At 64.2% G+C, this 15,885-nt stretch carries 17 protein-coding genes and 1 pseudogene; 8 read left to right on the top strand and 10 right to left on the bottom strand.

Annotated features, from left to right (window positions below; genetic code table 11):
- The first annotated feature begins 171 nt into the window (after positions 1-171).
- The 5 genes from purM (at position 172) to FJ959_RS30800 (ending at position 3,172) form a co-directional block, all read left to right on the top strand.
- Positions 172-1,248: a phosphoribosylformylglycinamidine cyclo-ligase gene (purM, locus tag FJ959_RS30820; RefSeq protein WP_140633829.1), complete on the top strand. Its 1,077-nt coding sequence runs from the start codon at positions 172-174 to the stop codon at positions 1,246-1,248.
- On the top strand, positions 1,245-1,958 hold the full coding sequence (gene purN / locus FJ959_RS30815) for a phosphoribosylglycinamide formyltransferase (RefSeq protein WP_140633827.1): 714 nt from the start codon (positions 1,245-1,247) through the stop codon (positions 1,956-1,958). The genes purM and purN overlap by 4 nt, the downstream gene beginning before the upstream one ends.
- Positions 1,959-2,039: 81 nt before the next feature.
- Positions 2,040-2,273: a type II toxin-antitoxin system HicA family toxin gene (locus FJ959_RS30810; RefSeq protein ID WP_246675121.1), complete on the top strand. Its 234-nt coding sequence runs from the start codon at positions 2,040-2,042 to the stop codon at positions 2,271-2,273.
- Positions 2,270-2,611 (top strand): type II toxin-antitoxin system HicB family antitoxin, encoded by a 342-nt coding sequence (locus FJ959_RS30805; RefSeq protein ID WP_140494354.1) that lies wholly within the window; start codon positions 2,270-2,272, stop codon positions 2,609-2,611. The genes FJ959_RS30810 and FJ959_RS30805 overlap by 4 nt, the downstream gene beginning before the upstream one ends.
- 51 nt (positions 2,612-2,662) lie before the next feature.
- A complete protein-coding gene (locus FJ959_RS30800; RefSeq protein WP_140565086.1) occupies positions 2,663-3,172 on the top strand; it encodes a histidine phosphatase family protein in 510 nt (169 codons plus the stop codon).
- Positions 3,173-3,219: 47 nt separating this feature from the next.
- On the opposite strand, the gene FJ959_RS30795 is transcribed toward FJ959_RS30800, so the two are convergent.
- The 6 genes from FJ959_RS30795 to FJ959_RS31970 form a co-directional block, all read right to left on the bottom strand.
- Positions 3,220-3,459 (bottom strand): DUF680 domain-containing protein, encoded by a 240-nt coding sequence (locus tag FJ959_RS30795; RefSeq protein ID WP_140565085.1) that lies wholly within the window; start codon positions 3,457-3,459, stop codon positions 3,220-3,222.
- Positions 3,460-3,648: 189 nt separating this feature from the next.
- Positions 3,649-3,876 carry a DUF680 domain-containing protein gene (locus FJ959_RS30790; protein ID WP_140494359.1) on the bottom strand — a complete coding sequence of 76 codons (228 nt, stop codon included), beginning with the start codon at positions 3,874-3,876 and terminating at the stop codon, positions 3,649-3,651.
- Between the two features lie 44 nt (positions 3,877-3,920).
- Positions 3,921-4,124 (bottom strand): DUF680 domain-containing protein, encoded by a 204-nt coding sequence (locus FJ959_RS30785; RefSeq protein ID WP_140494361.1) that lies wholly within the window; start codon positions 4,122-4,124, stop codon positions 3,921-3,923.
- Positions 4,125-4,628: 504 nt separating this feature from the next.
- Positions 4,629-5,402, bottom strand: coding sequence for a 4-hydroxy-tetrahydrodipicolinate reductase (dapB, locus tag FJ959_RS30780; RefSeq protein ID WP_140565083.1), 774 nt, complete (start codon positions 5,400-5,402; stop codon positions 4,629-4,631).
- A gap of 8 nt (positions 5,403-5,410) precedes the next feature.
- A complete protein-coding gene (locus tag FJ959_RS30775; RefSeq protein ID WP_140633823.1) occupies positions 5,411-7,504 on the bottom strand; it encodes an ATP-dependent helicase in 2,094 nt (697 codons plus the stop codon).
- Positions 7,505-7,573: 69 nt separating this feature from the next.
- A complete protein-coding gene (locus FJ959_RS31970) occupies positions 7,574-7,747 on the bottom strand; it encodes a hypothetical protein (protein ID WP_181165130.1) in 174 nt (57 codons plus the stop codon).
- Positions 7,748-7,857: 110 nt separating this feature from the next.
- On the opposite strand from FJ959_RS31970, the gene FJ959_RS31965 reads away from it, so the two are divergent.
- The gene (locus FJ959_RS31965) at positions 7,858-7,998 is read left to right on the top strand and encodes a hypothetical protein (protein WP_181165131.1); all 141 of its coding nucleotides are present in this window, start codon (positions 7,858-7,860) and stop codon (positions 7,996-7,998) included.
- Positions 7,999-8,211: 213 nt separating this feature from the next.
- Here FJ959_RS31965 and FJ959_RS30770 read toward each other — a convergent pair whose 3' ends face one another.
- Genes FJ959_RS30770 through FJ959_RS30760 form a run of 3 tightly spaced genes read right to left on the bottom strand, consistent with a single transcriptional unit; the run spans position 8,212 to position 11,819 of the window.
- Entirely contained in the window at positions 8,212-9,369 is a 1,158-nt protein-coding gene (locus tag FJ959_RS30770; RefSeq protein ID WP_140633822.1) for a M20 aminoacylase family protein, read from the bottom strand.
- 18 nt (positions 9,370-9,387) lie between these two features.
- Positions 9,388-10,614, bottom strand: coding sequence for a Zn-dependent hydrolase (locus FJ959_RS30765; RefSeq protein ID WP_140633820.1), 1,227 nt, complete (start codon positions 10,612-10,614; stop codon positions 9,388-9,390).
- Positions 10,611-11,819, bottom strand: a complete 1,209-nt coding sequence (locus FJ959_RS30760) for a diaminopropionate ammonia-lyase (RefSeq protein WP_140633818.1) — start codon at positions 11,817-11,819, stop codon at positions 10,611-10,613. Before FJ959_RS30760 ends, FJ959_RS30765 begins: the two co-directional genes overlap by 4 nt.
- Positions 11,820-11,915: 96 nt before the next feature.
- On the opposite strand from FJ959_RS30760, the gene FJ959_RS30755 reads away from it, so the two are divergent.
- Positions 11,916-12,401, top strand: coding sequence for an Lrp/AsnC family transcriptional regulator (locus FJ959_RS30755; protein ID WP_181172026.1), 486 nt, complete (start codon positions 11,916-11,918; stop codon positions 12,399-12,401).
- A gap of 9 nt (positions 12,402-12,410) precedes the next feature.
- A pseudogene (locus tag FJ959_RS30750) lies at positions 12,411-13,307 on the top strand (NAD(P)/FAD-dependent oxidoreductase); the annotation flags it as partial.
- A 312-nt stretch (positions 13,308-13,619) separates the two neighbouring features.
- Here the strand turns inward: FJ959_RS30750 and FJ959_RS30745 are convergent.
- On the bottom strand, positions 13,620-15,728 hold the full coding sequence (locus FJ959_RS30745) for a molybdopterin oxidoreductase family protein (RefSeq protein WP_140633814.1): 2,109 nt from the start codon (positions 15,726-15,728) through the stop codon (positions 13,620-13,622).
- Positions 15,729-15,885: the final 157 nt, after the last annotated feature.

The following is a 15,885-nucleotide window of genomic DNA, read 5'->3' as shown; positions in this document are numbered from 1 at the left end:
CGCATGTCCCGTCGCTTCTGTCTGAACGATAGATGATGGAGACGGGGGATGGGCGCAAGAGAGAAGCTGCCGAGCTTCCCCTGGTGGGGAGCGGCAGTTTCAGCGCCGTTTTCCTTGCGGACCGAAACCGTTCATGCGAAGAGCCGCAAAGGAAACAGCGACAAGCCAGATATGAAGCGCGATACAGTCAAGCGTAAGAACGGGCTCACCTATGCCGAGGCTGGCGTCGACATCGATGCCGGCAATCTCATGGTCGAGAAGATCAAACCGCTGGTCAAGGCGACGCGCCGGCCGGGCGCCGATGGCGAGATCGGCGGTTTCGGCGGCTTGTTCGACCTCAAAGCCGCCGGCTTTACCGACCCGGTGCTGGTCGCCGCAAATGACGGCGTCGGCACCAAGCTGAAGATCGCCATCGACGCAGGCAAGCACGACACGATCGGCATCGACCTCGTCGCCATGTGCGTCAACGACATCGTCGTGCAGGGTGCCGAACCACTGTTCTTCCTCGACTATTTCGCCACCGGCAAGCTCGATCCGGACCAGGGTGCGGTGATCGTCAGCGGCATCGCCGCGGGCTGCCGGCAGGCCGGCTGCGCGCTGATCGGCGGCGAGACGGCGGAAATGCCGGGCATGTATCACGGCAAGGACTATGACCTTGCCGGTTTTGCCGTGGGCGCGGCCGAGCGCGGCCAGCTTCTGCCCACCGACGACATCGTCGAGGGCGACGTGCTGCTGGGGCTGGGTTCGTCGGGCCTGCATTCGAACGGCTTTTCGCTGGTGCGCCGCATCGTTGCGACCAGCGGCCTGGCATGGACCGATCCGGCTCCCTTCAATGACGAGGCCACATTGGCCGAGGCGCTGCTCGAGCCGACCCGGATCTATGTGAAATCGATCCTGAAGGCGATCCGCAACACGCACGGCATCAAGGCGCTGGCCCATATCACCGGCGGCGGCTTCCCCGAAAACATTCCGCGCGTTCTGCCGAAGGAGTTCTCGGCCGAGCTCGATCTCGACGCCATCGACGTGCCTCCTGTGTTCTCATGGCTGGCCAAAACCGGCGGTGTGGCGCCCGAAGAGATGATGCGCACCTTCAACTGCGGCATCGGCATGATCCTGGCGGTGGCGTCCGGCCAGGCGGCGCAGGTCGCTGCCGTCTTGCAGGAAGCCGGCGAGACGGTGACGCCGATCGGCCGGATCGTGCCGCGCCGCGACGCCGGCGTCATCTATCGGGGTTCGATCGGTCTATGAGTGCGCAGAAGAAACGCACTGTCGTTCTGATCTCGGGGCGCGGTTCCAACATGACGGCGCTGATCGCCGCCGCCAGCGACCCGGCTTTCCCGGCCGAAATCGTCGGCGTCATCTCCGACAAGGCGGATGCCGCCGGGCTCGGCATGGCGAGGGCGCGCGGCATCGCCACCCAGGTGATTTCCCGGGCCGACCACGCCAGCAAGCAGGCGCACGACGCCGCGATCGATGCGGCCCTCACGGCCTTCAATGCCGAGATCGTGGCACTGGCCGGCTATATGCGCATTTTGACCAGCGGCCTCGTCCAAAAATGGCAAGGCCGCATGATCAACATCCACCCCGCGCTGTTGCCGGCCTTCAAGGGGCTCGACACACATGCGCGCGCGCTGGCGGCGGGCATGCGCATTCATGGCTGCACGGTGCATTTCGTCACGTCCGAGATGGATGACGGCCCGATCATCGCACAGGCGGCGGTGCCGGTAATGGTCGGCGACAATGCCGACATGCTGGCCGCACGGGTGCTCAAGGTCGAACACCAGCTCTATCCGCTGGCGCTGGGGCTGGTCGCCGAGGGCAAGGCTCGGATGGAAAAGGGCCGCACCGTGTTTGCCCGCTTCGCCGACGATGCCGAAAACGCAACCTCGATGATCATTGCGCCGAGCCCGCTGCGCGAGGAAATCGATTTCGAGCAATTGGCGCGGATCACGCCGTAGGCATTTTTGCAGTCATAATTTGATTGCAAACTTTGGCGCACCCGCCTATCTCATGCTTGCATGAACAGCAAGCATAGGCGCGTGCTCAAAGCGATATTCACCGATCCAGTTTCGGGCAGTATCGAATGGATTGCCGTCGAAGCCTTGCTGGTCGCCGTTGGTTGCCAGGTGATCGAAGGAAGCGGCTCACGCGTGCGTTTTGTCTTTAAGAGCGAAGTCGAGACGTTCCACCGGCTGCACCCTTCAAAGGAAGCAAAGCGATATCAAGTACGGGATGCTCGCCAATTCTTGTTGAGGATCGGAGTGAAGCCATGAATGCGATGACCTACAAGGGCTATTCGGCCCGTGTTGATTATGATGACGATGACGAGATTTTCTTCGGCCGTATTGCCGGTATTCGAGACGGCGTATCCTTCCATTCAGAAACTGTCGCGGGGCTAAAAGCCGCCTTCCATGAAGCCGTGGACGACTATGTCGAAACTTGCGCGAAAATCGGTAAGTCGCCGCAAAGACCTTATTCCGGCAATCTCATGTTGCGCGTTGACCCCTCGGTTCATTCAAAAGTCGCAATGGCAGCGGAACTCGCAGGCAAGAGCCTGAACCAGTGGGGAGAAGAAGTCTTGCGCGAGGCCGCCGAAAAGCAAATTGCCTGAACCAGCAGCTGTCCTGTCTCCATCTGCATCCGCCATTCGACCGGGAGTATCGTGAAACAGTTGTTTGTGCTGCGCCACGCCAAGTCGAGTTGGGACGATCCCAACCTCCCCGATTTCGACCGGCCGCTCGCCGAACGCGGATTGAAGGCGGCCCAATTGATAGGGCGCGAACTCGCGGCGCGCGGGTGGCTGCCGGACCAGGCGCTGGTATCGCCGGCGCTGCGCACCCGTGAGACCTGGCGGCTGGTGGACGCGGAGTTGCCAGCGCATCCACGAGTCGCGTTCTCCGAGGCGCTTTATGAAGCCTCGGCGACGGATATTCTGAGCCAGATTCGTCAAGCCGATCCGTCGAACGACAGCTTGCTGGTGGTCGGCCACAATCCCGGTCTGCAATATCTGGCGAAACAGCTTGCCGGGCCAGGGTCAGAGGCCAAGGCGCGCAGGAGGCTCGAAGGAAAATTTCCAACGGCAGCCTTTGCGCGCCTCGTTTTCCAGGGCGACTGGTCCAACCTGTCGTCCGCGCGGCTGACGCATTGCCTGCGTCTGAAGGATCTGCGCTAGAAATCCAGGGTTGAGCGGGCAACCAGGGCCACTGCGCGCCCGGGCCGCTAGTTGCCCCAGATGCCCTGGCCGGGTTCGCGCCAGTCGGTAGCGGGCTTCGTCTTGGCATCGCCTGTCTCGTGGCCGGCCATGCCCGTCTCCGTGAGCGCGCCGGTGACAACGTGATCCACGCCCGCTATCGGGGCGACGGGCTGGTTGGCATTGTCGGAGCCATAATGGTCGCTGCCGGCAAAGGCGCTGCCGGTCGCAACGAGGATGGCGGCGGTGGCGAGGGCGATCTTGTTCATTTCAATCTCCTGGTTCATCCGTTAGGCGGCGTCTTGGGAGGACGGTTCCGCTAAGGACAAGACCCCAGGCAGTTCTGTTTTATTCCTGGGCTCGGATTGTTTTCTGCCGAGCTTGGAGGATTGGTCATGCGCAAAAAACAAGAGCGGCGGGCCGGGCCCACCGCTCTTTGTGGTCGAAGACTTACAGAATCAACGGCCCCAGATGCCCTGGCCAGACTGAGCCGGCACGTTGGCATTCGCGTCGCCCTGCGCCTTTATGGACTTGGTGATCGAGCCGGTATGCGTGGTGTCGATGTTGGAGGTCGACTGGTTGGCAACCGGCTGGTTGACATTGTTGGAACCATAATTGTCGCTGCCGGCAAAGGCGCTGCCCGTGGCAATGAGAATGGCGGCGGCGGTAAGAGCGATCTTGGTCATTTCTTTACTCCTGAGTTCAAGTTGGTTGATGTCGGCAGTCGCGATCAACGGCCGAAAAGGTTGCGGTCGGCGCCCTGCGAAGCCGGGGCCTGGACGGTTCCATTCGTCTTCGAGATCGAAGCGGTGACGGAATGGTCGACAGCGGCGGCGGGCTGATTGGCGTTGGCCGAACCATAATTGTCGCTGCCGGCGAAAGCGGTGCCCGTGGCAACGAGGATGGCAGCGGCGGTAAGAGCGATCTTGGTCATTTTGGTTACTCCAGTATGTTTGTTCTGTCCGTCTAGTGGCGTGCCCTTGGGAGGATTTCGCGTCGCTCGGACCACCCCGAGATGGGTCTGCGGTGTTGTCGTTTCCAGTCACGAAAATGTGCCAAAAAAGCTGTGGGACGGCCCTTGAAATTGAAACGACATCGCTGGCTGCCACAATTTTGTCCCGTTAAATCAATGAGTTGTTTAGAAAATTCCATTGAGCCCACCCGTTTGCGCAGAGCGTACGTTCACCGTTTGATGTACGGTCCGTCAACATAAATCGAACCGAACGGTTCGGTTTTATCTACGTGATGCCCGCGCGAGTGACCGCATCCGGGCGTTTGCTTCGCGGCTGGGTCGTCATTGTCGCTGCAAACGGGCTGAAGGACGCGCCAAAAGGCGCCCCGCATTCTCCACGCGGAGGCTTCGCCTCCGGTCGCGGCAGGCTCAAGCTTTCAATCATTTTGGCGACTGGAGAAATGGAAAGCGGCGGGTTCTGGCCCGTCAGGAAGCGCCAAAGCCAAGGACGTCGCGCATATCGTATTGACCGGGCGGTCGCCCGGTCACCCAGAGGGCTGCGGCGATGGCGCCACGGGCGAACATGACGCGGTCCTCGGCCGCATGCGACAGGGTGACGATCTCGCCCCCGGTGCAGAAGCTGACGCTGTGCTCGCCGACGATGCTGCCGCCGCGCAGCACCGCGAAGCCGATCTCGCCGGCAGGCCGCGCACCGGTGACACCGTCGCGAACACGCCTCGCCATCGCATCAAGCTCGACGCCGCGTCCGTCGGCAATGGCTTGGCCGAGCATCAGGGCGGTGCCAGATGGCGCATCGATCTTGTGGCGGTGATGCGCCTCTAAAATCTCTGCATCCCAGTCCGCGGGACCGAGCGCTCTCGCCGCCTGCTCGACCAATCCGACCAGCATGTTCAGCCCAAGCGAAAAGCTCCCGGAGCGTACGATGACAACGGTTTTCGCGGCATCGGCGATGGCTGCCAATTCAGCGTCATCGAAACCGGTCGAGCCAATGACCATGGCAGGCCCGCGACGGCCGGCGCAGGCTCTCGCCAGATCGGCCGATGCCGCCGGCGTGGTGAAATCGACGACCACATCGGCCAGGCCGAGCGCCTCGTCGCGACTGACCAGGCCATCGCCGACGACGCCCGGTCGATGAAAGCGGGCAGTAAGCGCCAGCCGCGAGTCGGCCTGCACGGCGTCCGCCATCTGGCGCCCCATGCGGCCGAGCGCACCGGCAATTGCGATCCTGACTGGCGCCATCGCCGCGACTATTTCCACATGCCGCGCATGCGCGCGCCAATGTCGACGCGTATCTCCGGCCGGGGCGCCCTGCCCGGCGCTGCTTGCGCTGCCGGCCATACCGTCTGTTCGAATGCCGCAAGGAGGGAGGCCGGGATGAAGCGCGTGCGCGAGGCATAGACATGGCGGTCGCCGCGCGCCGCCTGGCCATGGGCAAAGAAGCGCTGCGGCATGACCAGGTTGAGGCTGTCCTTGGCCCTTGTCATCGCCACGTAAAGCAGCCGGCGCTCCTCCTCGATATCTTCCCTGGTACCAACACCGAGATCGGCCGGAATGCAGCCATCCACAGTGTTGAGCACAAACACGTTCTTCCACTCCTGGCCCTTGGCCGAGTGGATGGTCGACAGGATCAAATAATCCTCGTCGCGGTGCGGCGGCCCGGCCTGGTCACTGGTCGCGTCCGGCGGATCGAGCGTCAGCTCGGTCAGGAACCGTTCGCGCGAAGCGTAGCCGGATCCGATCTGCTCGAGCTGCAGAAGGTCGGCCCGGCGCGTGGTTGCGTCCTCGTGGATGCGCTCGAGATGCGGCTCGTACCAGAGCCTGACCTGTTCGAGATCGGCCGGCCATTTGGCGCCGGCACGCAGGCCGGAGTAGAGCGAGACGAAGCCCGGCCAGTCATCCGCCGCGCGCTGCGGCGGCCGCCAGCCGGCAAGGCCCATCGCCTCGTCCAGCGCCGATGTCATCGTCTCGACGACCTGCGCGGCGGCCGACGGGCCGATGCCGGGCAAAAGCTGCAGCACGCGAAATCCGGCGACGCGGTCGCGCGGGTTTTCGGCAAAGCGCAGCACCGCCAGCACATCCTTGACGTGAGCGGCATCGAGGAATTTCAGCCCACCGAACTTGACGAAGGGAATGTTGCGCCGCGTCAGCTCGATTTCCAGAGGCCCGCTGTGGTGCGAGGCGCGAAACAGCACCGCCTGCGATTTCAGCGCCGTGCCGGCCTCGCGCTCGGCCAGGATGGCCTCGCAGACGAAATTGGCCTGTTCGACCTCGTCGCGTACAGTCACCAGCCTCGGCTTGGCGGCGGATTTGCGTTCCGACCACAGGTTTTTGGTGAAGCGTTCCGAGGCCTCGCCGATCACCGCATTGGCGGCGGCCAAAATGGTTTCGGTCGAGCGGTAGTTGCGCTCCAGCATCACCACATCGGCGGCCTGCGCGAACTGCTTGGGAAAGTCCAGGATGTTGCGCACCTCGGCGGCGCGGAACGAATAGATCGATTGCGCATCGTCGCCGACCACCGTCAGCCCGGCGCCATCGGGTTTGAGCGCCATGAGGATCGAGGCCTGCAGCCGGTTGGTATCCTGGTATTCGTCGACCAGCACATGGTCGAAGCGCCCGCCCAGATGCGTCGCTATCTCCGGTTCGGCCGTCATCTGCGCCCAGTAGAGCAGCAGGTCATCGTAATCGAGCACGTTCTGCGCCTGCTTGGCCTCGACATAGCCGGCGAACAGCTGCTTCAGCTGTTCGCCCCATCCGGCGCACCACGGAAAGGCGGAGCCCAGCACCTCGCCGAGCGGCGCCTGCGCGTTGACGGCGCGCGAATAGATGGCAAGGCAGGTGCCCTTGGTCGGAAAGCGCGCTTCCGCCTTCGAGAAGCCGAGTTCGTGGCGCACCAGGTTCATCAGGTCGGCCGAATCCTCGCGATCGTGGATGGTGAACGCCGGATCGAGGCCGATCTCCTGCGCGTAATCGCGCAGTAGCCGTGCACCGATGCCATGGAAGGTGCCGGCCCAGGTCAGCGCGTCAGTGACGATCGAGGCGTCACGGCCGAGCACCTCGCCAGCGATGCGCTCGACGCGCCGGGCCATTTCGGAGGCGGCGCGGCGTGAAAACGTCATCAGCAGGATGCGGCGCGGATCAGCGCCCTTGACGATGAGATGGGCTACGCGATGCGCCAGCGTGTTGGTCTTGCCCGAGCCGGCGCCGGCAATGACCAGCAGCGGTCCGGCGATCCTGCCGTCGCCATGCTCGACAGCCTGGCGTTGGGCATCGTTCAGCCTTGCGAGATAAGCAGGCTGGTCGGTCGGTTCCCGAAATGTCGAATCATGAGCGGCAAGGTTCATCGCCCATCAAGCATCGTTTCCGCTTTGTTCGCAACAAGGAAGCGGCGCGGCGAGCTCAGGGTCGACAGGTCAGCGTTCCGGATCGACACCCATCGCTGCCGACTGCCTGCGCAATGTCTCCCGATCATTCTTCGGGACTGGCAGCAACAGGGGATCTACGGTGTCGGGTACGTCCTCGATCAGCTTGCGCGCGAGGCGGTAAGTGACGAAGGCGATGGTGCAGGCCAAGAGCAGACGGATCATCCAGCAGTCCTCCTTTGCCTGATCCAACCGGAGACATGAGCTTTTGTTCCTCGGCTTGATCGTCGCAACCAAACGGAAGTCGTCTCGTTGTCAGACGAGAGGAGGTAGCGATGAAGAAGCTCTCCCTAGGCCTTCTGCTGATCGTTCTGGCCGTGTCGGCCTGCGACAACAACGTCCCGCCAACCAAGGCTCCGGCAGCGGAAAACCCGCACGCCGACGGCAATCCTGTAGCCGATAAGACCGGCAAATGAGTTGACATGCGTGCAGCAACGCCGCGGACCACGGCGGGACAGCACAAAGCACAGCCTGGAAAGGACGGCCGGCGCCGCTTGGGAGGTGCCTGATAGCGCCGGCCAGGCGGATATCAGGTCCGCCGCAATATGGATGTTAGCTGAGTCTTGCCGTAGCGTCATGGGGATTCCACCCCTTTGGCTTCCCGCCAAATTCCGGAACGACCGCGCCGTTCATGCTCCCAATCGCCGTCTGACGACCGCGGCATGGAAATTCGTGCCGAACAGCACGCCGTCATCGTTGAAGTCGTAGCTCGGATTGTGCAGCGGCGCCGTGTCGCCATTGCCGAGGAAGACGAAGCAACCGGGCACGTGAGCGAGGAAACGGGCAAAATCCTCAGAGCCGGTCATCGGCTCGCGGGCGACGGCGACGCCTTCGGGCGCGAACACGTTTCCGGCGGCTGCAAAGGCCTCGTCGACCAATTCGGCGTCGTTGTGCAGCGGCACGAATTCCCTGCTGTAGGCGACCTCGGCGGTGACGTTGTAGGCGGCGGCGGTGCCGGCGGCGATGGTGCGCATCTGCTTCTCGATCTCGGCGCTGACCTCGGGGCGAAAGCTGCGGGCGTCTCCCAGGATACGGGCAAGGCCGGGCAGCGCGTTGCGGGTGCCGTCGGTGATCAGCTCGGTTACCGAGACCACCGATATGTCGGCCGGGCTCAGCCGGCGCGAGACGATGGTTTGCAGATTGGTGACCAGCGCGCAAGCGGCGACCAGTGTCTCCCGGCCGTCCTGCGGCCCGGCAGCGTGGCCGCCGAGGCCTCTCAGAACGATCTCGAAGATATCCTCGGCCGACATCATCGGGCCGGGGCGGGTTTCGAAATGGCCAATCGGCAATCCGGGCAGATTGTGCAGGCCGAAAATCTCATCGAAGGGAAAGCGGCGCATCAACCCATCGTCGAGCATGGCCAGCGCGCCCCTGCCCCACTCCTCGGCCGGCTGAAAGATGAAGCGCACCGTGCCGTTGAACCCGCCCTCCCCGGCCAGCAGCTTCGCCGCGCCGAGCAGCATGGTGGTGTGGCCGTCATGGCCGCAGGCGTGCATGATTCCGGGATTTTGCGAGCCATAGGCCACAGCCGATTGCTCGGTGATGCGCAGGGCATCCATATCGGCCCTGAGCGCGATCGCCCTGTTGCCGCTGCCGCGCTTCAGCGTGCCGACGACGCCGGTGCCGCCGACGCCCTCGGTCACATCGTCGAGGCCGAATTCGCGCAGTTTGGCAGCGACGAAGGCCGCGGTGCGCTTTTCCTCGAACCCGAATTCCGGATGGGCATGCAGATCGCGCCGCCAGCCGGTCATCTCCTGCTTCAAGGCATCGAGATCGATTTTGGCCATTTCTCCGCCCCTCTCAAACTAGGTTGCAAGTCGGGTGACGACATCGAGCAGAATGTTGGCGCCGGCGACGAGCTCGGTATCCTCGGTGTATTCGCGCGGATTATGGCTGATGCCGCCGGCGCTCGGCACGAAGATCATCGCGGCAGGTGCGATACGCGCCATCATCTGCGCATCATGGCCGGCGCCGGACGTCATGCGCTTCGAAACCAGCCCGCGACTGATGGCAGCGGCCTCGATCAGCTCCACGATGCGGCTGTCGAAGATCACCGGCTCGAAGCGCGCCAGCCGCTCGACCGAGATCGTCACGCCTTCGGCGGCGGCGAGTTCTTCGAGGTGAGCGGCGAGTGCTGCTTCCTCCGCCTGCAACCGGTGCTCGAAAGGATCGCGCAGGTCGATGGTGAAGACCGCTCGCGAGGGAATGACGTTGATGGCGTTGGGCTCGAAACGCATCGTGCCGACGGTGGCGACGGTCGGCGTGTTCGAAGCCTTGGCACGATCGTGCAGGAAGGCGACGACACGGGCGGCCGCATGGCCGGCGTCGCTGCGCATCGACATCGGCGTGGTGCCGGCATGGTTGGCGACCCCGTCGATGGTGATGCGCTGCCAGGAGATGCCTTGCAGGTTTTCCACCGCGCCGATCGGCACGCCTTCGCGCTCCAGCACCGGGCCCTGCTCGATATGCAGTTCGAGATAGGTATGCGGCTTGAGGAAGCCCGGCTGCTCGTCGCCGGCATAGCCGATGCGCGCCAGTTCCTGCCCGAGCACGCTGCCGTCCGTCCCCACGGCCGCCAGCGCCTCGTCGATCGCAACACCGCCGGCATGAACCAGCGAGCCCATCATGTCGGGGGAATAGCGCACGCCTTCCTCATTGGTGAAGGCGGCGACGGCCAACGGGCGCGACAGGACAAAGCCTGACGCCTTCAGTGTCTCGATTGCCTCCAGCCCGGCCAGCACGCCGTAGCAGCCGTCATAAATGCCGGCATCTATGACTGTATCGATATGCGAGCCTATCAGGATCGGCGCCTGCCCGGCATTCCCAGGCGTCCGCCAGATGCCGAAGATATTGCCCATGCGGTCGATGGCGACTTCGAGCCCCGCCTCGCGCAACCAGCCGACGAAGCGGTCGCGGCCCTGCCGGTCGGCGTCCGAGGCGGCAAGCCGCACCAGCCGGCCCTCGCCGTCGCGGCCGATGGCGCCGAGGTCCCGAATACGGTCAAGCAGCCGCTGCGCGTCGACCGAGATCATGGCGTTGCTCCAGAAAGTACTTTGCCCGCAAGTACATCCGCGGCGGCCACGCCGACGAGTTCGGCATAACGCTTGGGATCGGTTGCACCTTCGGTGTTGACGACCAGCACCCGCGAGAGCCTGTCGAGGCCGAGTTCGCCCCTGTTGTCGGCCAGCGCCCGGACCAATCCGGCCAGGCCGACCCCGCCGCTTTCGCCGGCAACGATGGCCGGATCGCCGCCGGCCGGCCGCGCAAGCCTCCGCATCACAGCGACCGCATCCTCCTCGTCGACGGTCATGAACGCATCGGCGGCACGCGCCAGCACGCGCCAGGCGACAGGCGACGCCTCGTAGCATTCGAGCATCGCCATGACAGTCGCTTCGCCATGCGCGATCTTGACAGGATGGCCAGCCCTGGCGGCGCCCAGGATGCAAGCGGCACGTGCGGGCTCGACCACCGTGAAGACCGGCCTGGCATCGCCGAGCACGATGGCGAGATGGCCAGCCAGGGCGGCGGCAATGCCGCCGACCCCAGCCTGGACGAAGACATGGGTCGGCGGTTCGCCGAGCTGGCGCAGCGCCTCGCGCATGATCGCGGTGTAGCCTTGCATGACGAGGCCTGGAATGCGCTCATAGCCCGGCCACGACGTATCGGACACGACGGTCCAGCCCTTGTCCGTCGCGACGCGTGCGGCTTGCCTGACCGAATCATCGTAGTTGCCGTCGACGCGGATCATCTCGGCGCCGTAGCGGGCGATAGCCGTGATGCGCTCGTCGCTGACGCCGGCATGGACGAAGATCGCCGCCCTCGCGCCGACAAGCCGCGCGCCCTGTGCCACCGAGCGGCCGTGATTGCCGTCGGTCGCGCAAGCCATCGTCATGGTGGCGGCGACCGCCCTGACATCGGGCTGATCGAGATCGGCGATGCCGAGCGGCCTGCCAAGCCGGCGGCCGGCTTCCTCCAGCACCAGATGAACGACGGCATAAGCGCCCCCAAGCGCCTTGAAGCTACCGAGGCCGAGGCGAAAACCCTCATCCTTGAGGTGGATGGCGCCAATGCCCAGTTCGGAGGCCAGCGCCGGCAGCGCATGCAGCGGCGTCTCCTGATGATTGTCGCGATGGGACAGGAAACGCTCGGCCGCGTCGGCCCCCGCAACCCCGAGCGTTTCGGCGTCGACCGGATCGAGTGGGCTGCCGTGCAAGGCATTGCGGTTGAGCAGGAACATCAAGGCCTCCTTGGCTGACAACGAGACTATATTGCAAGGCAGGCGCAAAAAGCGCTGTATTCAAGGCCCCGAAATGCAAGTTTGTTTCCTCAGGACATGCCATTGCCCGCGTTGCCAGCCTCGCTCGACAATTTCGACCTGGCCATTCTCGCCGTGCTGCAGAAGGACAACACGACGCCGCAGCGACTGATCGGCGAGGCCGTGAACCTGTCGGCGCCGGCGGTGCAGCGCCGTATCAAGCGCATGCAACAGACTGGCGTCATCGCGGCCAATGTCGCGGTCATCGAACCGGCGGCGGTCGGCCAGCCCATCACCATCTTCGTCGAGGTCGAACTCGAAAGCGAACGCACCGAACTGATCGACGCGGCCAAGCGGCAATTCCTGGCGGCGCCGGAAGTCCAGCAATGCTACTATGTGACGGGCGAGGCCGACTTCATCCTGGCCATCACGGTGGCCGACATGAGCGCCTATGAGGCGCTGACGCGGCGCCTGTTCTTCGACAGCAACAATGTCCGCAAATTCCGCACCTTCGTGGCCATGGACCGCGTCAAGGTCGGCCTGACGGTGCCGCTGCCGGGATGAGCGATCAGGTTGCATGTCTGGCATGCTTTCGCCATTCTCCGCATCGCGAATTGGCGGCGGGAGGCGCGCTTGCACGACACCACCCCGGTTGCGATCATCGGTGCCGGGCCGGCGGGCCTGGCCGTTGCCGCGTGCCTGCGGCAGGCCGGGGTCGACTTCATCTTGCTTGAAAAAGAGCAGCAGCCCGCTCCCGCCTGGCGGCGCCACTACCAGCGCGTCCACCTGCACACGACCAAGCGCTATTCATCCCTGCCCTTCGTGCCCTTCCCCAGGCATTATCCGCGCTATGTGCCACGTGATCTGTTCGTCGAATACCTCGATGCCTATGCGCAACGCTTCGATCTGCGGCCCCGCTTTGGAGAAGCGGTGCGGGCGATCGGCCGACAGGGCAGAAGCTGGGGCGTCGAAGCGACATCAGGCACCGTGCGCGCTTCCCATGTGGTGATTGCCTCGGGATACAATGCCGAGCCGCTGATGCCGGCATTCGCCGGCGCCGGCAGTTTCAAGGGCAAAAGTCTGCACAGCGCGGATTACCGCAACAACACGCCGTTTGCCGGCCAATCGGTGCTGGTCATCGGCATGGGCAACACCGGCGCCGAGATCGCGCTCGACCTGGCGGAAGGCGGCGCGCATCCGACGATCTCCGTGCGCGGCGGCGTCCATATCGTGCCGCGCGAACTGCTCGGGGTGCCCATCCAGGTCGTCAGCATGGCGACGCGCCTGGGGCCGCGACGCGTCAATGACGCCGTGTTCCCTATCATCCTCGATCTGGTGTTGGGCAGGCTGGAGAAATATGGGCTCAAACGGCCCAAGCAGGGATTGCTGGAGCAGATATCCCTGGCGTCGCGCATCCCGGTGATCGATGTCGGCACCATCGGCAAGATCCGCGAAGGCGCGATCAAGGTCGCGCCCGACATTGCCGAGATATCAGAGGGCGGCGCCCGTTTCGTCGATGGTCGGCACAGCGACTTCGACGCGATCTCTTCGCCACCGGCTACCGCCCAGCCTATGCCAAATTCCTCCAGCCCGGCGTCGAGCCTGGCGCCAGCGGCGTCAATGCGCGCGCTTCGGAACTCGGTCTTTATCTCGTCGGCTTCCACAATTCGGTCACCGGCCTGCTGCGCGAAATCGGAATCGAAGCCCAGGCGATCGCCGACGACATCCGTCTCCGGCAGAACAGAAAAAGGACGTAGAAGCCCTGCCGGTGTGAGCTGGCGATCACCCCGCCTTGCGCAGCCACACCTTGTTGTCGTGGAATGCCGCGCCGCCATAGGGTGCGGGCGCGTCGGCGCCAGTCAGCACGTTGATGCCCTCGCCGCGCTCATGCGCGCTGTTCGGCCAGATGCCTTCGGCAATCACCACGCCGCGCTTGATGCCGTCGAACAGCTTTGCATGCAACACCACCTCGCCGCGCGCATTGCCGAGTTCGACACGGTCGCCCTCTGCCAAACCGTGTGCGGCGGCATCGTCGGGATGCAAGAGCAATTCCGGCCGGCCCTCCTTGGCCTTCGACACCGGCGTTTCGGAAAAGGTCGAGTTGAGGAAGTTGCGTGCCGGCGACGTAGCCAGCCGGAACGGATGCGCCTCGTCGGCAACCTCGATCAGGTCGACATGATCAGGAAATTGCGGCAACTGCTCCACCGGGCCGAACAGGCCCATGCTTTTCGGCGGCCTATTGGGGGCGGCTTGTCCGGTCCAATCGGCGCGGAAGCGGAATTTGCCGTCCGCATGGCCGAAGCCCTTGGTGAAATGCGCGGTTTCGAAATCCGGCTGCAGGTCGACCCATTTCTGCTCCTTCAGGCTGGCAAAGCTGCCCAACCCGCGCTTGCCCAGGATGATGTCGATATGCTGCTGTTCGGTGAGGCCGAAGCCCGGCCTGTCGGCGACTCCGAGGCGCTCAGCCAATTGCTCGATGACGAAATGGTTGGTGCGCGGCCCTTCCGGCGGCTCGATCAGCTTCGGGCCGAGCGTGATGTGCTGGTTGCCGCCGCCCTTGTAGATGTCGTCATGCTCGACGAACATCGTTGCCGGCAGCACGACGTCGGCGAGCTTGGCCGTGTCGGTCATGAACTGCTCGTGCACGCAGGTGAACAGATCCTCACGCAAGAAACCCTGCTTCACCAGTCGCTGCTCGGGCGCGACATTGGCCGGGTTGGTGTTCTGGATGAGCAGCGCCGTCACCGGCGGCCCGCCATAGAGCGCATCCGGCGCTCCCGTCAGCACCGGGCCGATGCGCGAATGATCGAGATAGCGGATCGAGGGATCGCGCATGCGCGTGCCCTCCAGCACCTCCTGGTTGAGCTTGAAGATGCCGGAATTGGAATGGAAGGCGCCGCCGCCCTCATATTGCCAGGCGCCGGTGACGGCGGCGATGCAGGAGGCGGCATGCATGTTGACCGCGCCGTTGCGCTGGCGGGCAAAGCCGTAGCCGAGGCGGAAATAGGTTTTCCTGGTCGTGCCGACCAGACGGGCAAAACTCTCTATCTCGGCCACAGTCAATCCGGTGATCGCGGCCGCCCATTCGGGTGAGCGCGTGCGCAGATGCGCTTCCAGACCTTTCGGGTCATCGGTGTATTTCTCGAGATAGGCGCGGTCAGCCAAGCCTTCCCTGAACAGCACATGCATAACCGCGCAAGCCAGCGCGCCATCGGTGCCAGGCTTCAGGACAAGGCCCATGTCGGCCTGCTTCATCGTGGCGTTCTCATAGACGTCGATGACCACGATCCTGGCACCGCGCTCCTTGCGCGCCTTGATGGCGTGGGTCATGACGTTGACTTGGGTCACCACGGCATTGGTGCCCCAGATCACCACGCAATCGGACTTGGCCATTTCGCGCGGGTCGGGACCGCGCAGCGCGCCCGCCCCCATCATCCAGCCGGTCCAGGCCAGGTTGGTGCAGATCGAGCCGAAGAAGCCCGAATATCTCTTCGCATGCCGCAGCCGCTCGATGCCGTCGCGCTGCACCAGCCCCATCGTGCCGGCATAGAAATAGGGCCAGACCGTCTCCGAGCCGTATTTTTCCTCGGCCGCGATGAACTTTTCGGCGACGAGGTCCAGCGCCGCCTCCCAACTTGTTTCCTGCCAGGCGCCCTCGCCCTTGGCGCCTTTGCGCACCAGCGGCTTCAGCAAGCGGTCGGGATGGTGGACGCGGTCGGCGTAACGAGCAACCTTGGCGCAGACGACGCCGGCCGTATAGTTGTTGGACTTGGCACCATGGACGCGGCCGATGCGGTTGCCGTCAAGCAACTCGACCTCGAGCGCGCAGGTCGACGGGCAATCATGCGGACAGGCCGAATGGCCGATGCGAAGGCTGGCGTGCTGGTTCATGGGGTTTGTTTAGCGGGTTTCGGGCAAGGCGTGTAGGGCCAGATCTGACCGTCCCCTTGAAGGAGAGGGTCGGCGCGTAGCGCCGGGGTGGGTTGTGGCGCAGACCCCCACCCCCCTCCGCTTCGCGGATCGACCCTCCCCACAAGGGGGAGGGTAA

The organism is Mesorhizobium sp. B2-2-4, from assembly GCF_006442375.1.
Taxonomy (GTDB): Bacteria; Pseudomonadota; Alphaproteobacteria; order Rhizobiales; family Rhizobiaceae; genus Mesorhizobium.
The sequence above is the reverse complement of the archived record's forward strand: the minus strand, read 5'-3'. Positions and strand labels throughout refer to the sequence as shown.

Bases quoted from the DNA above. Each gene is read 5' to 3' on its own strand.
- purM (WP_140633829.1), top strand. From the start codon at position 172: ATGAAGCGCGATACAGTCAAGCGTAAGAACGGGCTCACCTATGCCGAG.
- purN (WP_140633827.1), top strand. From the start codon at position 1,245: ATGAGTGCGCAGAAGAAACGCACTGTCGTTCTGATCTCGGGGCGCGGT.
- FJ959_RS30805 (WP_140494354.1), top strand. From the start codon at position 2,270: ATGAATGCGATGACCTACAAGGGCTATTCGGCCCGTGTTGATTATGAT.
- FJ959_RS30795 (WP_140565085.1), bottom strand. From the start codon at position 3,459: ATGAACAAGATCGCCCTCGCCACCGCCGCCATCCTCGTTGCGACCGGC.
- FJ959_RS30790 (WP_140494359.1), bottom strand. From the start codon at position 3,876: ATGACCAAGATCGCTCTTACCGCCGCCGCCATTCTCATTGCCACGGGC.
- FJ959_RS30785 (WP_140494361.1), bottom strand. From the start codon at position 4,124: ATGACCAAGATCGCTCTTACCGCCGCTGCCATCCTCGTTGCCACGGGC.
- dapB (WP_140565083.1), bottom strand. From the start codon at position 5,402: ATGGCGCCAGTCAGGATCGCAATTGCCGGTGCGCTCGGCCGCATGGGG.
- FJ959_RS30775 (WP_140633823.1), bottom strand. From the start codon at position 7,504: ATGAACCTTGCCGCTCATGATTCGACATTTCGGGAACCGACCGACCAG.
- FJ959_RS31970 (WP_181165130.1), bottom strand. From the start codon at position 7,747: ATGATCCGTCTGCTCTTGGCCTGCACCATCGCCTTCGTCACTTACCGC.
- FJ959_RS31965 (WP_181165131.1), top strand. From the start codon at position 7,858: ATGAAGAAGCTCTCCCTAGGCCTTCTGCTGATCGTTCTGGCCGTGTCG.
- FJ959_RS30770 (WP_140633822.1), bottom strand. From the start codon at position 9,369: ATGGCCAAAATCGATCTCGATGCCTTGAAGCAGGAGATGACCGGCTGG.
- FJ959_RS30765 (WP_140633820.1), bottom strand. From the start codon at position 10,614: ATGATCTCGGTCGACGCGCAGCGGCTGCTTGACCGTATTCGGGACCTC.
- FJ959_RS30760 (WP_140633818.1), bottom strand. From the start codon at position 11,819: ATGTTCCTGCTCAACCGCAATGCCTTGCACGGCAGCCCACTCGATCCG.
- FJ959_RS30755 (WP_181172026.1), top strand. From the start codon at position 11,916: ATGCCATTGCCCGCGTTGCCAGCCTCGCTCGACAATTTCGACCTGGCC.
- FJ959_RS30745 (WP_140633814.1), bottom strand. From the start codon at position 15,728: ATGAACCAGCACGCCAGCCTTCGCATCGGCCATTCGGCCTGTCCGCAT.